This is a genomic window from Flavobacterium sp. YJ01 (genome assembly GCF_029320955.1).
Classification (GTDB): Bacteria; Bacteroidota; Bacteroidia; order Flavobacteriales; family Flavobacteriaceae; genus Flavobacterium.
Map to the genome: position 1 here is coordinate 2159080 of NZ_CP119757.1, position 23282 is coordinate 2182361.

The following is a 23282-nucleotide window of genomic DNA, read 5'->3' on the forward strand; positions in this document are numbered from 1 at the left end:
ATCTTCTAATGAAATCTAGTTTAGAAACCAAAAATTAATTTCCAAAATTATAACGTAGCGTAAACCCTGATCTAATATTCGTTAGAGGAAATGAAGTTGAAATAACTGCTTTCGAGAACGAATGATCGTAGTAGAATATTGCTGTTAAGTTTTTACTGAAAGCATAATCAGCTGTTAGTTTTAATGTCCAAATATTCTGTCCCGCTGCAAGCTGATTATTATCGTAATCTAAATAACGAACTAATGTTTCATTATTTCTATATGAAAAATCTGCTTTTATATTAATATCACTTTTAATAATTCCCGTTGGATTATCTGCAAGTCGAGAAGATATAATGACATCTTTAAAACGATATCCTAATCCGACAACATATTCTATTCCTTTCACTTCTGTCAACAAATTATTATCAAAACTCATTGATAAAGCTCGATCTTTCTTAATTTCAGTCAGCAATCGAAGTGAACTTTTTAATTCAAAATCAACTCGAATAAGCGGACTAAACTGCTCTACCAAATTGACATTTGACATCACTGTTTTGTTGAAGAAATTTGAATTTACATCTTGTCCATTTGGATTTTCAAGGTAATCAAAATTCGATCTAAACTGGCTAACCGTGTAAGAAGCTCTATAATTATGCTGTAATGAAAAACGTCTAAAATGATCTTTAAAGTACTTATAGCGCATTAATCCGTTATATTTTATCGACCAGTTTGGAATAGGGAAACTTCTAAAAATACCCGTTGAAGCATTTGAAGCATCACTTCCTGTGTAGGCCGCTAAGAACGAAGGAAGCAATACGGCCTGATTACTTTTACTAAAACCAATCGGATAACCATCATTGGACTGAATTAACTTTCTTTCCGTATTATTAGGATTTGCAATATTATCTACTGGTACAGAAGTATCTTCTGGAGGAAGAGTCGATGCATCGTATCTCGGTATTGGCATACCCGGCCCATAATGTTCTTCTGCCAAACGGTTTGCTATTATCAAACGGTTATTTCTAAAATCATCAAAAGCTGCCGACTGTGTTTCATTACTAGTTGAAAAAGCAGTTTTTATCAACACCGTAGAAATAGAGAACATTCCATAAGTATAAGGAGATAATGGCTGATAAAACAATCTTCCAATAGAATCTCTAACTGTGTATTGTTCTGAAGAATTTTCAGAATAAGAACGATCCATAGATAAATCTACTTTCAAATCAGGAAGCACATCAAGATTGGCCGTGACTTTTAACATCTTAGTATTTACTTGCGAGAAATTTTGATTAAAATTTTGATAATCGGTCAACCAACCATTTTTAGCTGCTTCATAACGAACATCGTCCTGACTACCAAAAACAAATCCTAATGACGGTTTTGATGTTCCGAAGAAACCAACTCCAGGTATATATCCTGGCAGAACTGTTCCGCTATTTTCAGTATAATTAATCTGAACATTTTTGATACTTGTCAGAACTCCAATCATTCCATCATAAAAAGGACTTCTGCTTACCGTTGGTTTAGCTGTATTTACAATTTTCTCGCCTGGTTTTGGCGGCGCTGCAGGTTTTGCTTTTGCAGGTTTTGCGCCAGGAGTTAGACCTAAATATTTATAAAGCAAATTCATGTTCAAAGTTGCCGCAAAAGTATTCGAATTGGCATTTTGAATTGTATTTCCTAAATTATATGTCGTATCATCCTCTACATATTGAGAAAATGCAGTAGAAGAACGCTGCCAGTTGTAATCTGCGGTATACGAATAGTTTGCCTTTATAAAACTAAAAATTGGAATTTTATTAATTGGAATATCATAATTTACAATCAATTGCTGTAAATGCTGATTTGGTGTTCCAATATCAAAATAATCATCCCAAATATTAAAGTCTTCTTTTGGCGTATTATCATCATTCAAAAAGTTTCTTACAATATTATTAGAAGCTGCTGTATAATTCAATTTCAATGATTTTGTCAAATTAAATCCAAAACCATATTGATAATTAAATGCAAAATTTCTTCTATAAAGCGGATCTAGTGCAATTCCTTCTACAGATTCAACCTGTCTATATTGCTGACGATTACTTTGTCTTAAAATATTACTATTAAAGGAAATATTAGATGGCAAATAATTAAAATTAAAATCACTTAACATTTTCCAATAATCACTTTTTTTCATGAATTGGGTATTTTTAAACGGAACCACTTCTTTCGGCTGGAATGTATAAGCATAATTTACAGCCGTATTTGATTGTTCGTCGTTATAATTTTCCACTTCATAGTCATGTCTTTCTACTTGATTGTAAGATTGCGAGAATGTAAAATTCTCTACATCATAAACATGAGGTTTTTGCTCTAAAGCTCTATCTTTTCGCACTCCGATAAAATTGATACTTTTACGTTTTGTATAATCAACCGCACGAGTTCTTATATTATCTTTTTCAGCTGGATCAGTAGTTTCAGCTATTAACTGGCTTAGCTTAATATCTTGATTAAATGGATCATATTCTGGCGTAATAACTTCTTCTCCAATTGCATAATTAAACGGAAGATTGATTCCCCATTTCTTAGGCAGCAATTTTCCAAGATTCATATTGGTAACGATATTATATTGCTGAATATCTTCTCTATCTCTTTCATTTGCGCCTTGTTCTAGCGAACCAAAACCTATTGTGCTCTTTTTTCCAGAAGCAGATAAGGTTGCAAAATCGGCCATATTGCTATCAATATTCAATAAAGCCGCCATCCCGCCTTTGTTTTCCAAATCGGACATACGAAGTTCATTGAACCAAACTTCCCCTTTTATATTTTTATGTTCAGCAGTACTTTTTACTCCAACCATTAAATTTCGAACTAAACCAAAATTCGGATTACCTTTAATACCCAATCTTAATTTACTGTCACCATCACCTCCGCTTGCTTCTGGATCATCATCAGGATAATAGATACCGTTAATATCTCTTTTTGAAGAAGTAGGATCTATAGTCATCGCCTTAATTTTCATTGCTGTTAATAAAGACAATGCCAAATCAATATTGTTTTGGTCTAACCAAACCTGATCTGGACTTATCGTACAAGAACCACCAGTTGCCGTAACTTTTAATGGAATCTCAACTTGGTAGAAGTTTTGCGTAAAATCGTTACCAAAACGAATAAAACCTACCATTTCGTCATTCTCAAGCGGAGTTTCATTTACAAGTGATTCTGCGTGAAGAAACATTTTCAATTTCTTATACTGACGCATATCAACACTCACATTTTTGAAAACAGCTCTCGAATCTCGATATTCTAATCCAGTACCTGCAATTCTTACCGCTAAAGACTGTTCATTTTGATTTATAATCGTGTTATTATTATAAAGCTGTTCTCTTTGAACTCCTGGTGGAATAACATAATTTACGGGACATTTTGTTCCATTTTCCTGAATATTAACTGCCGCAACATCAAATTCAGTTCCGTCATCATCTGGAGTTGTATCATTAGCATCTAATGTACCAGTATATCTTCTCCATTCTCCTCTTACTAAATCTAATGCTCCAAAACGAACCGTCATCTGATCGTTAAATCCAGTCATGAACATTCTCATAAAACGAATCGATCTAAAATCTGTAATATTTCCAATTGTATTTTTAGGTTGAGAAACCGGAATTTTAAACTGAATCCATCTTGCGCGTGTAGTCGATCCGTTTGGCAATTCTACATTCCCAACGTCTTCTGGTTCACGAATATCTGTAATGTAATTTTCTCCAATCTGCATACCTGGTCTTAAATCAATACTATATTCATAATAAGCATTAATTGTACTCATGGTATTATCACGGTTAATATCTTCTACGTCAGGAAGTGTTGTAGAACCACGATTTGGATCATCTACACTAACTGCTGAATTGTTTTCTGTACCGTTGTAATTTTTATAACGATCTAAAATGCCGCCGTCTGTATTTAGATAATAAGTATAATCATCTGCTGCAGGATCATTTTCACCAGCATAATTGGTGTAGATTGCTCCTTCTCTCGAACTCGGAAGACCATCTAAACCAACATCTTGATTTCTACGATTTTCTGGATTAGTATCAAATGCGTAAATCAGAGATTGCGATGCTGGCACATCTCCCCATTGCGGCTGTGGATTTACCATGATTTGACCTGGGCCTAATCCGTTTTCGTACTGTTTTCTTTCGTCCTTTAAAATATCTTCGGAAATTTCACCTAAGTTAAAATAGATTTTTCCTGTATTGCTTGCTTGAGCTTCTCCATTTCCAACATACGGATCTAGTACCCAAAATTGAATGTACTCAACGTTTCCTTGTTCAAAATTTGTGGAATTCAAAGCACGCATAATACCTCCAAAATTTGTAGAAGGACTCATTGTCGCAAAATCTGGATTATTGTTGTAAGGTCCTCTATCTGATGGATAATAAGATAAATCAAGCGTATTTACAACCTGAATCTGTCCTTGAGCAATATCTGTATTAGGATAAAGTTCTCTGCTATAAATTCTTCTTGTTGTATTAAGAGACAAATCATCATTAGAAATTCCTGATGGCTTAGACGTATAAAAGATTGGATCGATGGTATACCAAGCTAATTTTGCACGTTTGTAACCGTATGCTAATGTATTTGATCCTGCATTAAAGGTATTATCTGTAGCAGAATTTATAAAAGGTGTTGAAGCCAAACTCCAACCATAAGCAGATCGCATATCGATTGTCGTTTGAGAACCTTCAAAGTCGTCTATATAAATAGTTGCTTCTCCTTCAAAATCACTAGCTTTTGGCGCATCGGGTTTCAAAAAGGCAACTTCTCCACGAATAGAAAGATTGGAAGGAACATCGGTATCAATATTTGGAAGCTTGTTAGCCAACCTTGTCAAAAATGGAACTTCAGTTGCGTAATTTCCGTTGAAACCAAAAATAGTATTATTTACAGACTCTTGTCCATAACTAGATTTTTGTGTAAACGGACGCTCTGTCATTTTTAAGAAAGTTCCTCCAACAACAAATTTATCTGAAATTTTATGCTCAACATTCAATCCCATAAATCTTCTGGTCTGCTGTCCAAAAATTGAATTGTTTTCCAAAGAAACTTCAATAGGCGTATTTGAAGCTTGAAGGGAAGGATCTAAAATCTGTACTCTCCCTAATTGATAATCGACACTATAATCGATTCCTTCAACCAAAACTCTTCCTGCTGCGGTCACAACAACAGATCCTTGAGGAACATTAAATGCTCCAATTGGAATACCATTACTGCCCGAAGATTTGTATTTTCCTCTTAATAAAAATTTGTTTTTATCGCTATCTTGTAATGCACCTGCTTGTGTACTCCTATACATGGTTCGGAATACATATTTACGCTGATTCGCGTTGTACGTCGTTGGATCGTTATAGTTTTCTCCAGATCCTGTATTTAATTTTCTAAATAAAAGCTCTCCAAAAGGTTCTTTTGTAGTAAAAATAATTCGAGCATTCTGAACGTCTACAGTTACTCCTGGAACATAATCGAAGAAACCATCACCGCCAGTCTGTGGATCGTTATTGTAATTTAAGCGATCTAAATTAAATACATTAAGTAAAGGTGTATTTTCTACCACATCATTCGGCGCAGGATTTGGCGGAAAAGTACTTCCTGTTGCTGGCGTAATATAATTTATTGGCGAAGGATCTGTATAAAGAATATTAAGTCTAAAATCTTCCTGTTTAATTTGATAAGCTTGCGGAATCTGATAAACGTTTTTCATCATCAAATTCCAAACCGGATTATTAACGTTTGTCAAACTGCTTTTCAGCATTTTTAAAACTAAACTTTGTGTAACAATAGCTTGGTTTCCATTCGTATTACTTCCAGTAACTAAGGTTGCATCTACACCATCGCTACCAAATTCTCCAACTTGATAAACTTTACCTCCAACTGTATATTCAAAAGCTACAGCTAAAATTTCGTCATTTGCCAGACGTTGCTGCAATGAGATATAACCTAGTTGCGGATTAAAAGTATATTCTTGTGTGGTTAGTTTTCTAGCATTTTCTAAAATAGAATAATCTGTACCTTCTGCAACGTTTGCATTATTAAATCCAGTTTTTGCAGTAACAATTTCTCTAATATTATTATTCAAATAGCCCTCTGCCTTTCCTATCGATGCAGGATCATATTTGTTGTTTGTATTATCTGTTGGAGAATCTAAAGTATTTGCATTAAAAAACCCTGTAGGATTAGTAATTACAACCACTTCATTATCAGGCACACCAGATATCTGAGCTTCTCCCAAATCCTGAAGTGCAATAATATTTCTTAAGTTATTATTACTCGTTGTAACTCTATTTTGTTTATTAGTTACCCAAACTTCAATTCTTGTTACTTGAACTCGGCTGTCAATTAAAGGATAGTTTCTTAAAGATGCATCGTATTTATTTCTGAAGTATTGAGATAAGAAAAAGTGACGATCATTATCATAGTCCAATGCAAACAAATCGAAGTTCTGTACTGTCCCTCCACTTTCTGCGACTATACTTTTGGTTTGAGATTTCTGTTCTGAGAAAACTCCTGTTATGGTTGTTTTACCAAATTGCAATTGTGTTTTGACACCAAATAAACTTTGAGCACCTCTAATCAAGGTACTATTTAATGGCATACTGACATTACCAACTTCAACTTTCTGAACAATGTCATCTTCTGAAGGTGTGTAAGCTAGTTTAAATAAATTCTGAAAAGCAAAGGTTGATTGTGTATCATAATTTGCATTTACTTCAAGACGTGTTCCAATTTTCCCCATCAAACTCATACTGATTCTTTGGTCAAAATCAAAAGTTAGGCTGGATCTGTTTCTAGGAGAAAAAGAAGGATTATCTTGTTTAGTATACCGTAAACCTAAGTCCATTTCTACTGATCCTGTAGGTTTTACGTCTATTGTATTACTTCCAAAAATACTTTCAAACAAACTTGAATTTACATAATATCTAGGGAGCAAATCTTTTTTTGCAGCTTCGGCACCTGTTTTTTTACCATCAATTGCATCAGATTTTTTTCTAAAATAATTCCTTCTGGATTCCTTTAGAACTAAATCTTCATATTCTTTTGGAGTTAAAATTAAAGGATAGTTTATAGAAAAACCATCAGCTGAATTGGTGTAGATATAACGATCTGTAATTGGATCGTATCGATAAGCCGACATTACACTTGGAGGATCTTCAAGCTCAATTTTACCAACTGAAAACTGAGTTTTAGTTGTATCTTGAGTTGGCGGGTTTACCTGCGCACGCAAAACTGTACCGCAGAGCAAAACCAGCAACAAAATACAAATTTTACGCATAGAATTCTTTTATATAAAATGAATTTATAAGCTTTTTAAAGCCTTTTTAATGATTGTTTCTACAGTAGCTTCTGGATCTTCTTTTACAATCTTTTCTACTACTTTTTCAGAAGCTTTTCGAACAAAACCTAAAACTTCCAAAGCAGATAACGCTTCATCTCTATTTCTATTGTTTTGAACTACCGAAACTTCATCCAAATCGTACAACTTTAACACTTTATCTTTTAAATCAAGTATAACTCTTTGTGCAGTTTTATTTCCTATACCCTTGATAGATTGTATTATACCAACATCTCCCGACGCAATAGCATTAATAATTTGTTTTGGCTCGATCGACGAAAGCATCGTTCGGGCAATTCCTGCTCCGATTCCTGAAACAGAAAGTAACATTCTGAAAATCTCTCTTTCTGATTTTTCGGCAAAACCATATAAAGTATGCGCATCTTCTTTGATTTGAAGATGCGTATACAATTTTATATTTTCAGAATTTGGAATCAAGGAGAAGGTATGCAGGGATATATTTACCTGATAACCAACACCTCCACAATCAATCACAACCTCTGTAGGATTTTTTTCTACTAATTTGCCTTGCAAATGTGCTATCATAAATGTAATTTCTTAGTATCAAATATAACAAAAATGCCATAAAACTACGACAAATTTGCTCAATCCTTGTTAGCACGTTTATTGTGCTATTTTATTCTTTTTGCTTTCTTTTTCCTGTGCATCAATAACTGCAATTGCAGCCATGTTTACCATCTCTTCAACACTTGCTCCTAATTGAAAAATGTGAACTGGTTTGCCCATTCCCATCATAATTGGTCCAATTGAATTTACTTTATACAGTTCTTTCAATAATTTGTAAGTGATATTTGCCGACTCTAAATTAGGGAAAATCAATGTATTTACTTTCTTACCAGCCAATTTAGAGAATGGAAATTTCTCTTCAAGCATTTCTTGATTTAAAGCAAAATCTGCCTGAATTTCTCCATCAACAATCATCTCAGGATGATTCTTATGAAGATAAGCTACCGCTTCTCTTACTTTTGAAGCACTTTCGCTTGTTGAAGATCCGAAGTTAGAGAAAGAAACCATTGCAATAACTGGCTCAATACCAAACATCCTTGCCGTTTTAGAAGTCATAATTGCAATATTAATCAAATCTTGAGCAGATGGATTAATGTTAATTGCAGTATCTGATAAAAACATTGGCCCGCGAGAAGTTAGCATCATGTTTGCCGTTGCAATAAGAGAGGCGTTTTGTGCCTTCGGAATAAGCTGCATCATTGGTTTTACAACAGAAGGATAACTTCTTGAATGACCTGTTACTAATGCATCTGCTTCTCCTTCATTAACCATCATTGCTGCAAAATAGTTTCTTTCGCGCATAAATTTCTCAGCGTCTAATTTCGAAACTCCTCTGCGTACTCTTGTTTCCCAGAATGATTTTGCAAATCGATTTCGTCTTTCTGCTTCTTCATCTGTTTTTGGATCAATGATTTCTAGATCAGCATCAAAACCTAATTCTTCTTTTAATTCTAAAATCTGTTCTTTGTTTCCTAATAAAATCGGAAAACCGATTCCGTCTTCGTAAACTATTTGTGCCGCTTTTAATACATTTAATTGATCTGCTTCTGCAAAAACAATTCGTTTTGGATCAAGTTTAGCGCGGTTTGTAATTAAACGAACCATTTTATTATCATTCCCCATACGTTCACGAAGTACATCTTCATAAGCCGCCCAGTCTGTAATTGGATTTTTTGCAACTCCAGATTCCATAGCCGCTTTTGCAACTGCTGGCGCTACAACCGTAATCAATCTAGGATCAAATGGTTTAGGAATGATGTATTCTTGTCCAAATCCAAGTTTTGTTGCACCGTATGCTACGTTAACTTGTTCTGGAACTGGTTCTTTCGCTAAAATGGCTAAAGCTTTTACAGCTGCCATTTTCATTTCTTCGTTAATTTTAGTCGCTCTAACGTCTAATGCTCCTCTAAAAATATATGGAAAACCTAAAACGTTATTTACCTGATTAGGAAAATCCGAACGTCCTGTCGCCATAATAACGTCTTTACGCGTTTCTACAGCTAAATTATAATCAATTTCCGGATTTGGATTTGCCATTGCAAAAACGATAGGATTTTTTGCCATAGAAAGTAACATTTCTGGCGAAAGAATATCTCCTGAAGATAATCCGATGAAAACATCAGCATCTTTTACAGCGTCTGCCAAAGCAATTTTAGGTCCGTCAATAGCATACTTTAATTGTAAATCTGATAGTGAAGGATTGTCTTTTGTTAAAAGTCCTTTACTGTTATACATTAAAACGTTTTCTACTTTTACGCCCAATAAAACATATAAATCTGTACAAGCAATTGCTGCAGATCCTGCGCCAGAAACAACCACTTTTACATCTTCTGCTTTTTTTCCTGCTAATTCAAGAGCATTAATTAAAGCTGCAGAAGAGATAATTGCAGTTCCGTGCTGATCGTCGTGCATTACTGGAATATCCAATTCTTCGATCAATCTTCTTTCTATTTCGAAAGATTCTGGAGCTTTAATATCTTCTAGATTAATACCTCCAAAAGTTGGAGCAATATTTTTTACAGTCTGAATAAATTCTTCAACATTTTCGGTACCTATTTCGATATCAAAAACATCGATATCAGAGAAAATTTTAAACAATAAACCTTTTCCTTCCATTACAGGTTTTCCTGCTTCTGGACCTATATTTCCAAGTCCTAAAACCGCTGTACCGTTTGAAATTACGGCTACTAAATTTCCTTTTGCTGTATATTTATAAACATCGTCAATGTTTTCTGCAATTGCTAAACACGGTTCTGCAACTCCTGGCGAATAAGCCAATGATAAGTCTCTCTGGGTTGCATATTTTTTTGTTGGAACTACCTGAATTTTTCCTGGAGTCGGCTCTGAATGGTACAGTAACGCTTCTCTTTTTTTACTCTCTTTGTTCATTATTTTAGCTTTTATTCTAGCTTACAAAGATATAAGTCTTGTTTTAAAATGGCGTATTTTTAGTATTTTCTTTTCTGAAAATTGATTTTGAGAAATAAAAAAAGTCCAATAGAAATTGGACTCCTTTTAAATTTTTATTGCTTTTATATCCTTTTTATTGAGAAATATAAGAATTCAAATGCTGAATGGTATCTTTTTGAGTTTCTATAATCGCCTTCACTACATCGCTGATTGAAATTATTCCAACAACCGTTTCATCTTCTACAACAGGCAGATGTCGTATTCTTTTTTCACTCATCAATTGCATACAATCTTCAAGATTATCTGAAAGTTTTACTGTAAAAACATTGCTTTCCATAATCTCATTTACCAAAGTTTCTTTAGAAGATTTATCTTTTAAAACGATTTTACGGGCATAATCTCTTTCTGACAATATGCCTTTTAAAACATTATCATCAATAATTAAAATTGCTCCGATATTCTTTTCTCCCATTACCTTTAAGGCATCATAAACTGTTAAATTAGAGAAAATCGAATAAACATTTCTTCCTTTTGCTTTAAGTATTTGATCTACAGTCATAATGAAAAATTTTTAGGTTTATAAAGTTAAAACAAAAACCAACACAATCTGCAACGAAATCGATTTTTTAAAAACACAACTTACTCATTTTAAACATAATATACAAAAATTTAAATTTTCGGAATTATAGTGTAAAGAATGAAATTGTTTAGAATTGTTTTTTGATGAAAATTAGTTTTTTTAACGTTTACAAATTTTTCAACATCAATCAGTTGAAATTGTTTAGTGGAGAAATATTTTTCTATAAATATTTAAAAAATAAAAACCCTTTTCTAAATTTTAGAAAAGGGTTTTTATAATTTTTAAGAAAGTCATTTTACATTGCTACAATAATAAACTCACTTCTTCTATTTTGCATGTGTTGTTGTTCGGTACATTTTACGCCATCTGCACATTTATTTACCAATTGTGTTTCTCCGTAACCTTTTGCTGATAATCGGTCTTCACTAATTCCTTTTTGCACTAACCATTTTTTTGTTGACAACGCTCTCATATCCGAAAGAATTTGATTGCTTTCTGAAGAAGAACGGCTGTCTGTATGTGAACGAATATCAAGTTTCATGTCTGGATATTCTTTTAAAAGATTTACTACTTTCATCAATTGCGGTTCTGATGTCTTTTTGATAGTAGCTTTTCCTAAATCAAAAAAGTTCATCGGAAGATTTAAAAGTTTTGCGACATCTACTCCAACTTTCATTGATCCCAATTTTACAGGACTAATAGCCACTTTTTTTATTGCTATTGTTTTTGCCGTTAAAGGAACAAATACTTTATTTAATGCTATCATTAAAGTGGTTTCTTGATCTCTCAAAATATTTACAGAAGCTTCTTTGGCATTATAATCTGTTTTAGAAGTTCTAATAGTATATTTTTTGCCACATTTTACGGTTGGAAAAACATAATTTCCTTTTTCGTCTGTAACAATTGTTCCTACTGGATCAAATTTATCATTAAACAAAGTCAAAGCTGTATTTGCTAAAACAGCATTTGTTTCAGCATCAGTAACAGTTCCTGATAAATTTTGCTCACAAATTAATCTTCTAGTTTCTGTAAATCTATAAATATCGTCTAAACCTAAAGTATTTTGTCTGTTCGAAGAAAAATAACCACTTCTGCTTCTGCTGTCGATACTGAAAGCAAAATCATCTTGTTTACTATTTACAGGCTCACCAACATTTAAAACTTCATCATAACTTCCGTTTGCTTTTATTCTAGAAGCAAAAATATCCAAACCGCCTAAACCGGGACGTCCATCTGAAGCAAAATAAAGTTCATTTTCTCCAGAAATAAAAGGAAAGGTTTCTCTGCCTTCTGTATTAATTTCTGGACCTAAATTTTCTGGTTTTCCAAAAGTGCCATCTTCATTAATTGCAACCTTAAAAATATCAGACTGACCAAATGTTCCGGGCATATCTGAGGCAAAATATAAAAATTTCTCATCCATACTTAAAGCAGGATGCGCAGTACTGTACTGATCACTATTAAAAGGAAGTTCTCTGATGTTCTTCCATTCGTTATCAATCAAATCTGCTTTGTATAATTTTAAAAGCGTAACATTTTTATCATTCTGTCCTCTTTTTCCATCAGTGAAATTATTTCTCGTGAAATACATTGTTCTTCCATCTTTTGTAAAAATTGGAGTTGACTCATTGAACTTATCTTTTTTTCTTTTTATAAAAAGTTCTGGTGTTCCAACACTTCCATCAGGCATTAAAACAGCGCTGTATAATCTTGAGAAAGATCTGTTTGTCCATTGAAAATTAGCTTTCACAACTCCTCCTGTATCGCGCGCAGAAGTAAAAATTATTTTGTTGTTATAAACCGTACTTCCATAATCTGAAAAACGAGAATTAACTCCTGCATCTGCTATTTGAAATCTTCCAGAGTTTTCTTTTATTACTTCAAGATAATTTTTATCATTTCTGATTAAATTGGATCTTTTTTCTAACGCAGCCTTTTGATTGAATTTTTCTAAAACTTCGTCAGATTTACGATAATTGCCAGAAGATTTTAAACATTGTGCGTAACGATAAAAATATTCTGCTTCTTGGTCTGCATTAATTTGAAATAATTGATCGTACCATTTTAAGGCACTTGTCAATTCTCCATTAAAATAATACGAATTCGCCAGACGTTTTACAACTCCTTCGTTTGCACTTTCTTTTTCAATTACACTTTCGTACGCTTTTATAGCATCCGCGTAAGCGTACTCTTCATATTTTTTGTCTGCATATTTTACGTTCATATTTGTGAATGGATTTTGAGCATTCACATTTGAAAAAAAGTTACACAGTAAAACGATTAAAATTATTTTCTTGAGTTTCATAGTTTTCATTAAAAGAACCTTGGAGATATCATTTTATTATAATTATTAAAGAAATCGAATCTTAAGAAGATTTCATGAGATCCAGAATTGTACTTTTTTAATTGAGTTGTTTCATGATCGTAACCGTAACCTAAATACATTCCTTTTGTAACTTGAAATCCTGCCATTGCACTTACAGAAGCGCTCCAACGATAAGCAAGACCTAAAACAAATTTATCATTGAACATAAAATTACCCGAAACATCAACTTGCAAAGGAGCTCCTTCGACCATTTTGGTCATTAAAGCTGGTTTGAACTTAATATACTCTAATCGATCTAGATTAAATACGTAACCTGCGATTAAATAATAATTGATTTTTTCTTTGAAGATAGCCGTGTCATCTGAATCATAACGGTTTGTTTCGATAAAATTTGGAACAGACAATCCGATATAAGCGCGATCTGAATGAAAATAAAGTCCTGCACCAACATTTGGAGAAAACTTGTTTTTTAGATTTTGAAATTGCTGATCATCTTGATCTTCCATACTCAATTTATTTACATCTAAATTGAATAGGTTTGCTGTTCCTTTTATACCAAAAGACAAATTCCATGATTCTGAAGTTGGAATTGTATATGATAAATCGGCAGATAAAGTGTTTTCTGTTGTTGGTCCGATTTTGTCATTAACCAAAGAAACTCCAAGTCCTAAATCGCTATTATTTAAAGGAGTATTTACAGAAAAAGTACTTGTTTGAGGCGCACCTTCTAACCCAACCCATTGCGTACGGTATAAACCAAAAACGCTCATAACTCCTCTTGAACCTGCGTAAGCTGGATTGACTTCGATTGTATTGTACATATATTGCGTAAACTGTGCATCCTGCTGCGCATTTGACACAATCGAAAAAAACATAAAAAATATGATTAATCTTTTCATTTTTAAAGCTTTAAAAACGGCCTAGCTTTACTAAGCCGTAATCTTATATTATTTGTTGATGTATAAATATCCTGATTCCTGATGTGGTGCATTAGCATTATCTTGATATTTCAAGATGTAGAAATAAGTTCCCACCGGAAGACCTTCTGTTTGTTTGATCGTAGAACGTCCGTTAGAATATCCAACAAAAGCTCTGTCATTGTTATTATATCCGTCTATACTGTAAACCAATACTCCCCAACGGTTATAAATTTCAACTGTATTATTCGGATAGCATTCGATACCTCTAATGTAGAATCTTGTATTCTTGTTGTCCCCATTTGGTGAAAAAGCTTTGAATACTTTGATTGCACAACCATCTAATTCTGTTACAGTTGGATTATCTCCAGTATTACTTGAATGGTCAGACAAATCTTCTACAACAACTCCTTTTGAACTGCTTCCTTGCGCAGTAGCTTGATTTGTTACTTTAGTAAGATTAATATCTTCTTGTGTTATCGTGTAAACTGCTGAGAAATTAGAACTGTTAGATTCTCCAACTGCCAAAGAAATTGCTTGTCCAGAAACCACTATTCCTGTTAATGGATCTTTTACTATTACATTGCTTAGCGGAACATTTCCTGTATTTGTTACGGTAAACGTATAGGTTATTGTTTCTCCTGCATTGGCAAAACCGCTATTGTTTTCATCATTAAATTCTGCTTTTTTGATAATAGCAATTGCTGGAACTTCAACAAAAACATTTAAAACTGCTGTTGAACAATTTGATGCATTTGCTTTTTCGCAAACCTGATAAGTAATTGCATAATTTCCACCAGGTGTATTTGGCTTAACATTTACAGTTCCGTCTGCATTCCACTCAAAATAAGAATTGTTTCCTAATGGTTTGATAGTTACATCTGCAGGATTGATTGGCTGTCCGTTTATAAAATCATTATCTAAAACATTAACAAATTCTAGAGCACCGTTAATTCCGTCAGCAGTAACATTATTATCATCTCCTAATGTAATTCCGTTTGTTGTTGGAGGAGCAGGATCAGCGCTATTTAATACTGTAACTTTAACTACAGCTTGACTGCAATTTGATGTATTTGCTGCTTCGCAAATTTGATATGTCAATTCATAAATTCCGTTTGGCGTATTTGCAACAACACTTACTGAACCATCAGCATTTAGAATTAAATTCGGATTTGCAACAACAGTTGATAAGACAACACTTGTTGGTGTTGGTTTTACTCCGTTTAAAATATCATTATTAAAGATATTAAGTGAAGTATCTGTTCCTTTTTTCACATTTACTGGCCCAGCTTCATCATCATTCGCTTTTATCATTGTCGATGCTGCAACCGTAACTTTTACAACATTTGAATTACAATTTGATGGATTTAATTTTTCGCAAATTGTATATGTCAATTCATAATCTCCTGCTGGCGCATTTGGAGCTAATATTGCATTTCCGTTTGCATCAACTGTTAAATATCCTTTTGGATCTGCAGCTGTAACTGAAAGATTTACATCTGACGGCACTAATGCATTTCCATTTTTAGTATCATTCGCAAAAACATTAATTAATGTTTGAGGAACATTTGAACCAACTACTGAAGCAACAATATCTTGATTTGCTACAAGATTTCCGCCTGTAACTGTTACCACAGTAATTGCTGAATCGCAATTTGATGGATTCGTATTATCGCAAATACGGTATTCTACATTATAATTTCCTGCTGGCGTATTTGGTGCAACAGTAATAGTATAATCTGGGTTTAATGTTAATCCTGCTGGAAGTGTTCCAACAATATTAAATGTAACTTCTCCCGCAGCTGTTCCTGCAATTACAGGATTTCCATTTAATTTGTCATTTGCAATTAATGATACTGTTGTTCCGCCAATGTTTCCATTGATTGGATTTACTGAATCTACAACTGCATCAATAACTGGAAGATCAACAGTTACTTTTACAACATTTGAATTACAATTTGATGGATTTAATTTTTCGCAAATTGTATATGTCAATTCATAATCTCCTGCTGGTGCATTTGGAGCTAATATTGCATTTCCGTTTGCATCAACTGTTAAATATCCTTTTGGATCTGCAGCTATAACTGAAAGATTTACATCTGACGGCACTAATGCATTTCCATTTTTAGTATCATTCGCAAAAACATTAATTAATGTTTGAGGAACATTTGAACCAACTACTGAAGCAACAATATCTTGATTTGCTACAAGATTTCCGCCTGTAACTGTTACCACAGTAATTGCTGAATCGCAATTTGATGGATTCGTATTATCGCAAATACGGTATTCTACATTATAATTTCCTGCTGGCGTATTTGGTGCAACAGTAATAGTATAATCTGGGTTTAATGTTAATCCTGCTGGAAGTGTTCCAACAATATTAAATGTAACTTCTCCCGCAGCTGTTCCTGCAATTACAGGATTTCCATTTAATTTGTCATTTGCAATTAATGATACTGTTGTTCCGCCAATGTTTCCATTGATTGGCGTTATTGAGTCTACAACCGCGTCAATTACCGGTGCTGTAACCGTAACCTGAACTTTATTCGTGCTACAGTTTCCAGGATTCAGAAGCTCGCAGATTTCATAAGTGATCTCATAATTTCCCGCAGGAGCATTCGCGCCTAAAACTGCTTTTCCGTCTGCATCAATCGTTAAAAATCCTTTCGGATCTGTGCCCGGCGTAAGCTTAACTTCCGACGGATCTAATTTTGCTCCGTTTTTAGTGTCATTCTCAAAAACATTGATAAGCGTTTGGGAAGCATTTCCTCCCACTACCGAACCTGCATTGTCCAAGTTTGCAACCAAAACAGCCGCTGTTACAGTTACAGTCGAAGTAGCCGTTGAGCAGTTTCCTGCATTATTGTTGTCGCAAATTGTATATTCCACATCGTAGTCTCCCGCTTTTGTTCCTTTGCTTACAGTCACCGTTCCGTCTGCATTAACGGTTAATCCTGCTGGAGCTGTTCCAGTCAAGGTAACTTCTCCTGCATTTGTTCCGATAACAGCCTGAACACCGTTTAATGTATCTGATCCAATAAGCGATGCAGTCGTTCCCCCAATGCTTCCGTTAATCGGACCTAAATTTTCTTTTACCGCTAAAATTAACGGTGCAGTAACCGTAACCTGAACTTTATTCGTGCTGCAGTTTCCAGGATTCAGAAGCTCGCAGATTTCATAAGTGATCTCATAATTTCCCGCAGGAGCATTCGCGCCTAAAACTGCTTTTCCGTCTGAATCGATTGTTAAAAATCCTTTCGGATCTGTGCTTGGTGTCAATTTAACTTCCGACGGATCTAATTTTGCTCCGTTTTTAGTGTCATTCTCAAAAACATTGATAAGCGTTTGGGAAGCATTTCCTCCCTCTACCGAACCTGCATTGTCCAAATTCGCAACTAATACAGCCGCTGTTACAGTTACAGTCGAAGTAGCCGTTGAGCAGTTTCCTGCATTGTTGTTGTCGCAGATTGTATATTCAACATCGTAGTCTCCCGCTTTTGTGCCTTTGCTTACCGTTACCGTTCCGTCTGAATTGACCGTAAGTCCTGAAGGCGCTGTTCCCGTTAAGGCAACTTCTCCAGCATTTGTGCCGATAACCGCCTGAACGCCGTTTAGTTTATCTGAACCGATAAGCGATGCTGTTGTTCCGCCGATGCTTCCGTTGATCGGACCTAAATTTTCTTTTACCGCTAAAATTACCGGTGCCGTAACTGTAACCTGAACTTTATTTGCGCTGCAGTTTCCTGGATTCAGAAGCTCGCAGATTTCATAAGTGATTTCATAATTTCCTGCCGGTGAATTGGCTGCCAAAACCGCTTTTCCGTCTGCATCAATCGTTAAAAATCCTTTCGGATCTGTGCCCAGCGTAAGCTTAACTTCCGACGGATCTAATTTTGCTCCGTTTTTAGTGTCATTCTCAAAAACATTGATAAGCGTTTGAGAAGCATTTCCTCCCACTACCGAACCTGCATTGTCCAAGTTTGCAACTAGATCCGCTACCGTTACAGTTACAGTCGAAGTAGCCGTTGAGCAGTTTCCTGCATTATTGTTGTCGCAGATTGTATATTCCACATCGTAGTCTCCCGCTTTTGTGCCTTTGCCTACAGTCACCGTTCCGTCTGCATTAACGGTTAATCCTGCTGGAGCTGTTCCAGTCAAGGTAACTTCTCCTGCATTTGTGCCGATTACTGCCTGAACGCCGTTCAGTTTATCTGACGCGATAAGCGATGACGTTGTTCCTCCAATGCTTCCGTTAATCGGACCTAAATTTTCTTTTACCGCTAAAATTACCGGTGCTGTAACCGTAATTTCTACAGTTGCAGAATTGCAATTTGAAGTATTTGCAACTTCACAAATTTTATAATCAAATGTATATACTCCTACTGGTGTATTTGGTTTAACTTTAACTTCTCCACTTGCAGTATCAAAAGTTAAAACTGAAGGTAAAGTAGAATCCAAACTTAAAACAACTTCATTTCTAACTACTGCATTACAATTAAGCAAGTCGTTTGATAAAACATTTGAAACAGCAGTTCCTCCATTATATCCATTTATCGAAGCTGTATCTTTATCAGCTATAATCGGACCTACAACTTTTACTACTTGAGTACAAGTTTGAGTGTTTCCTGCTGCGTCTGTAGCCGTCCAAGTTACTGTCGTATTTCCGATTGAAAAACTTGTCGGTGCATTATTAGTCACTGTTACAGTTCCGTTGCAATTATCTGATGTTACAGGAGTTCCTAAAGTTACACCTGTTGCAACACATGAATTTGCATCAGTAGAAACCACAACTGTTGCTGGACAAGTAATTGATGGTTTTTGAGTATCGTTTACTGTTACTGTCTGCGTACAAGTTTGCGTATTTCCTGCTGCATCTGTAGCAGTCCAAGTTACTGTTGTATTTCCGATTGGAAAACTTGACGGTGCATTATTAGTCACTGTTACAGTTCCTCCACAGTTGTCAGATGTTACAGGAGTTCCTAAAATTACACCTGTAGCTGTACATGAATTTGCGTCAGCAGAAACCACAATTGTTGCAGGGCAGATAATTGATGGTTTTTGAGTGTCTTTAATTATTACTTTTTGAGTCGCAGTTTCTATGCTTCCATTTCCATCATTAAAACTCCAATTGATAGTATAATTCCCCTGAGTCGAATAAGTCAATGGATCGCTAGTTGTTCCTGTTACGGTTCCGCTACAATTATCTGTTGTTGTTGGAGCTGTTACTGTTGCTGAACATTCTGCTGTAATATCAGCTAAAACTGGTTTAACTGGTTTTTCAGTATCACTAACTTTTACTGTTGAAGCAGCAGAAGTAGCTTCACATCCTGTTGATGTATTTGTAACTTTTACTTTATAATCTCCATCAGAATTTACCACTAATGAAGATGAAGTTTGTCCAGAAATTACAACATTATCTTTGTACCAAACATAAGTTGGCGAACTTGCATTAGTTGTCGTCGTTAAAGTAGTTGTTAAACAAGCCGTTAATGTACCTCCAATAGAAATTGTCGGATTTGGATTAGTTGTTATATTGACAACATTACTTTTTACAGTACAATTTGCCGCATTAGTTGCAACTACATAATATCCGTTTGCTGCATTAAGATTTGTCCAAGTTAATGCTGACCCGTTACCTGATTTTGCAGATTGGACCGCTACATCACTTGAATCAAATAACTGATAACTTACATTATTTACTGAAGTTGTAGAAGAAATAGTTCCATTTCCTCCAAGTGAAACACAAATCACACTTCCTGTTAATGCAAGTGCTGTTGGGTTTAAAGTAGTAGCAACGTTCACACTGTTACTAGTAGAAGAACAAGTAGTTGTTGTATTTGTTCCAATTACATAATAGCCAGTTCCTCCTGCAAGATTTGTCCAAGTTAATGCAGATCCGTTACCTGATTTTACAGACTGAACTGCTGTATTACTAGAATTATATAACTGATAATTTATTCCTGTTGCTGAAGTTGAAGACGTAATCGTTCCGTTTCCGCCTGGCGAAACACAAATTGTACTTCCTGTTAAAACAAGAGCATCTGGATTAGGATTGGTAGCAACATTTACTGTAGCACTTGTAGATGCACAAGAAGTTGTCGTGTTTCTTCCAATTACATAATAGCCATTTCCTGCAACAAGATTTGTCCAAGTCAAAGCCGCTCCATTTCCTGATTTTGCAGATTGAACTGTTGCATTGCTTGAATTGTATAATTGATAACTTATTCCGCTTGCTGAAGTTGAAGAAGTGATTGTTCCATTTCCGCCTGGTAAAACGCAGATAGTACTTCCTGTTAAAGAAAGAACTGCTGGCAAAGCGTTAACAGTTACCAAAACAGCATCTGAAAAAACGGCAGCACAATCTCCATTCTGAACAACTGCTCTAAAGTAAGTGTTTGCTGTTAAGTTTCCGATATTTGCGCTTGTTAATGTTGTTGAAGTTATATTAATATCAGTTCGAGTTGAAAAACCTGAATCTGTTGATTTTTGCCATCTTAAAACTGAACCGTTATTGCCACTTAACACCAAATTAGCTGGCGAAGTTCCTGAACAAATTGCAGCAACTGATGCAATTGCTCCTCCAACTGAAGATGCGTTTATACTTAATGTAACATCTCTATTAACAGTACTGGTACAACTTGGTGTTGCGCTTGTTGTAGTAACAGTTGTTACTCTTAATGTCTTACCATTATTTACTGCTGTTAAAACCCCAGTTTCAAAAAAGCCATTACCAGAACCATCTGCGGCTACACCAGTAACAGGCGTTTGTGCAACTCCATCGATAGAATACGCAATAGTAGATGTCGTATTTGGCAATAATCCTTTTAAGTTTATTCTAGCAGGAGCGCCTTCACAAGTTATTGCAGCTTGCGATATCGTTCCCAAACTTGGTACTGGGCTTATTGTAATTAAAACTGATGCTGAATTTGCTGCCGTACATGAGCCACTTTTTACAACTGCTCTATAATATGTATTTGCAGTAAGCGTTCCCATTTGAGCACTTGTTAAAACAGCATTTGTAGCTCCAATAATATCATTAAACGTACTATTATTTGCAGATGACTGCCATTGAATAGTTCCTGTGTAACCCGTTAATGTCAAATCTTGTGGAGCAGTTCCTGAACAAATTGTTTGTGCAGCAGATACTGTCCCAGCTACTGATCCATTTCCAACAATTACCGTAATTACATTAGAAGCTGTTGGCCCAGCTCCACATGAATTATAAGATAAAACTCTAAAATAATAAGTTTGACCTGAAATTAAACCAGTAACGTTAAAAGAAGTTGAAGATGAATTAAGATTTCTTCCATCTAAATCTCCTTCGGGAGTATTAAAATTTGAATTTCTAGAAACCGCTAATCCATAAGAAGTTGCATTAGCTACAGCATTCCAATTTGCTGTGAAGCTATTACATGTTATTGCTGTTGCCGCCGTTGCAGTTGGAGTACTAGCCTGTCCAAAAACAATAGAAACGGTATTACTCACATCTTTACAAGTTGTAGAAGAAACAACCCTTCTGTAATAAGCAGTTGCACTTGTACTAGGCGGATCATAACTTACACTTGTAGCTCCTGAAATAGGATTAAAATCTATATTGTTTATACTGCTTTCCCATTGGTAACTTAATCCCGAACCACCTCCAGAAGCGGTAGAACCTGTTATAACACCTGGATCATTCGGTGCCGTACAAAAAGTGCTAGTTGCCGGAGCCGTAATCGTATTATTAGCAATAGCTGTATATGTGTTATATGTTATTGTTGAAGAATTAGAAGTCTTGTCATAAGTATCATTAAAAGTGTAATTGATTTGAACCGGACCAACAACAGTATTGTTTAGGGGTGTAAAAGTTACAGCTCCCGTTGATGAATTATATGTAAAAGTCCCTTTATCAGCAACTGTCTTAGAAATTTGAACTCCTGTCACTGCTGGATCTAAGTCAACCGTAGATTTATTAATTGTACCTAAAGTATTTACTGATCCGTTGTCATTTGCAGTAATATCTCCAGAAGTTGCTGGTAATCCGATACAACCTGTAAAAGTATCTGAATTAGCCACTGGAGTTAAAAGCGTTGATTTATCAACTGTAATATTTAAATTACGGATTTCATGAAAATTATTAGATCCTCCAGTAGAAGAAGAAATAGCAAATTTCAAATTAGATGGTGCCTCAGTTTTATATTCATAATTATTAATTATTAACTCTCTTACACTACCATGAGTTAAGTAAACATCAATAAAAAAACCACCACCTGATCGCGGTTTTAGAACAACTTCCATTTTTCTAAAACCAGATTTCGAATTGTCAGTAGCATCTCTATCTCCACCTGCAACATTAAAAGAACTTGCTAAATCGGTTGTTCTCACAGAAATCAAATGCGGATATCCCGATGTTCCCGTTCCAGCACCTCTCAAAGTAACATTACTTGGTAAAAAACCTCCCGGAGCTCCACCACTTTTTCCTTCATTATTGGCAGAAAAGTTTCCATATTCGTCAATTCCAATACCCAAATAACCTTTAGAAAAACCAGTTTCTGAATTTCGTTGCGCATAACCTAAGGAACCTCCAAAAGCACCTGCAGCAACAGGAGAAGCAGTTGCATCAAACAAAATAAAAGCGATACCATCGGCACCGTTTCCACTATGGGTATAGTATTCAAATGTAATAGTCATTCCGTACGCAGATGGGAACGAATACATATCTGAATAAACAATTCCTTTCTGGCTCCCTTGTCTATTTGTTAGTCGCAAATATCCAGAACCGTTTGCATCATTATAACCATCTCTTAGACCGGCTCCGCCAGTTAAAAAAGCTATTGGTTCTCCGCCAAATAAAACACCTGGCGCTGTAGAGTTTTTAAACGATTGCGAATAAGGGAATTGAGCCCTAGTTTGAGCTGTAATAAAAAATAATGAAATAAGAAAAACCAGTTTAAATAAATTAAACCTTTTAAAAGTAAAGTTACGCATAGACAACTTGAGTTTGTGGAACAGAAAAATAATACACTAAAAAATGGATGATCATTTTTAGCGTATTAGTGAAATACGAAAAACTGAAATGATTGGATTTCGAAAAATCATTAAAGACCTTGGAATGATCTCTAAATGAACATTGTAGCGTTTGGACCATAGTCATGATAGGTTCAATACACAAAATCGTGTTTTAAGTTTATAAAA

At 34.9% G+C, this 23282-nt stretch carries 7 protein-coding genes; all 7 read right to left on the minus strand.

The features are described from left to right. Window positions 1-34: 34 nt before the first annotated feature. The 7 genes from sprA to P0R33_RS09570 all read right to left on the minus strand — a co-directional run bounded on the left by sprA (window position 35) and on the right by P0R33_RS09570 (window position 23075). Entirely contained in the window at window positions 35-7288 is a 7254-nt protein-coding gene (gene sprA, locus P0R33_RS09540) for a cell surface protein SprA (protein WP_276175216.1), read from the minus strand. 24 nt (window positions 7289-7312) lie between these two features. Next, entirely contained in the window at window positions 7313-7894 is a 582-nt protein-coding gene (gene ruvA / locus P0R33_RS09545) for a Holliday junction branch migration protein RuvA (RefSeq protein WP_276175217.1), read from the minus strand. A gap of 78 nt (window positions 7895-7972) precedes the next feature. Beyond that, on the minus strand, window positions 7973-10264 hold the full coding sequence (locus tag P0R33_RS09550) for an NADP-dependent malic enzyme (protein WP_276175218.1): 2292 nt from the start codon (window positions 10262-10264) through the stop codon (window positions 7973-7975). Window positions 10265-10418: 154 nt separating this feature from the next. Next, a complete protein-coding gene (locus tag P0R33_RS09555) occupies window positions 10419-10844 on the minus strand; it encodes a CBS domain-containing protein (RefSeq protein WP_276175220.1) in 426 nt (141 codons plus the stop codon). Window positions 10845-11160: 316 nt separating this feature from the next. Next, window positions 11161-13089: an OmpA family protein gene (locus tag P0R33_RS09560; RefSeq protein WP_343592232.1), complete on the minus strand. Its 1929-nt coding sequence runs from the start codon at window positions 13087-13089 to the stop codon at window positions 11161-11163. An 89-nt stretch (window positions 13090-13178) separates the two neighbouring features. Further along, window positions 13179-14090 carry a type IX secretion system membrane protein PorP/SprF gene (locus P0R33_RS09565; protein WP_276175222.1) on the minus strand — a complete coding sequence of 304 codons (912 nt, stop codon included), beginning with the start codon at window positions 14088-14090 and terminating at the stop codon, window positions 13179-13181. A gap of 48 nt (window positions 14091-14138) precedes the next feature. Next, on the minus strand, window positions 14139-23075 hold the full coding sequence (locus P0R33_RS09570; RefSeq protein ID WP_276175223.1) for a gliding motility-associated C-terminal domain-containing protein: 8937 nt from the start codon (window positions 23073-23075) through the stop codon (window positions 14139-14141). Window positions 23076-23282 lie beyond the last annotated feature (207 nt).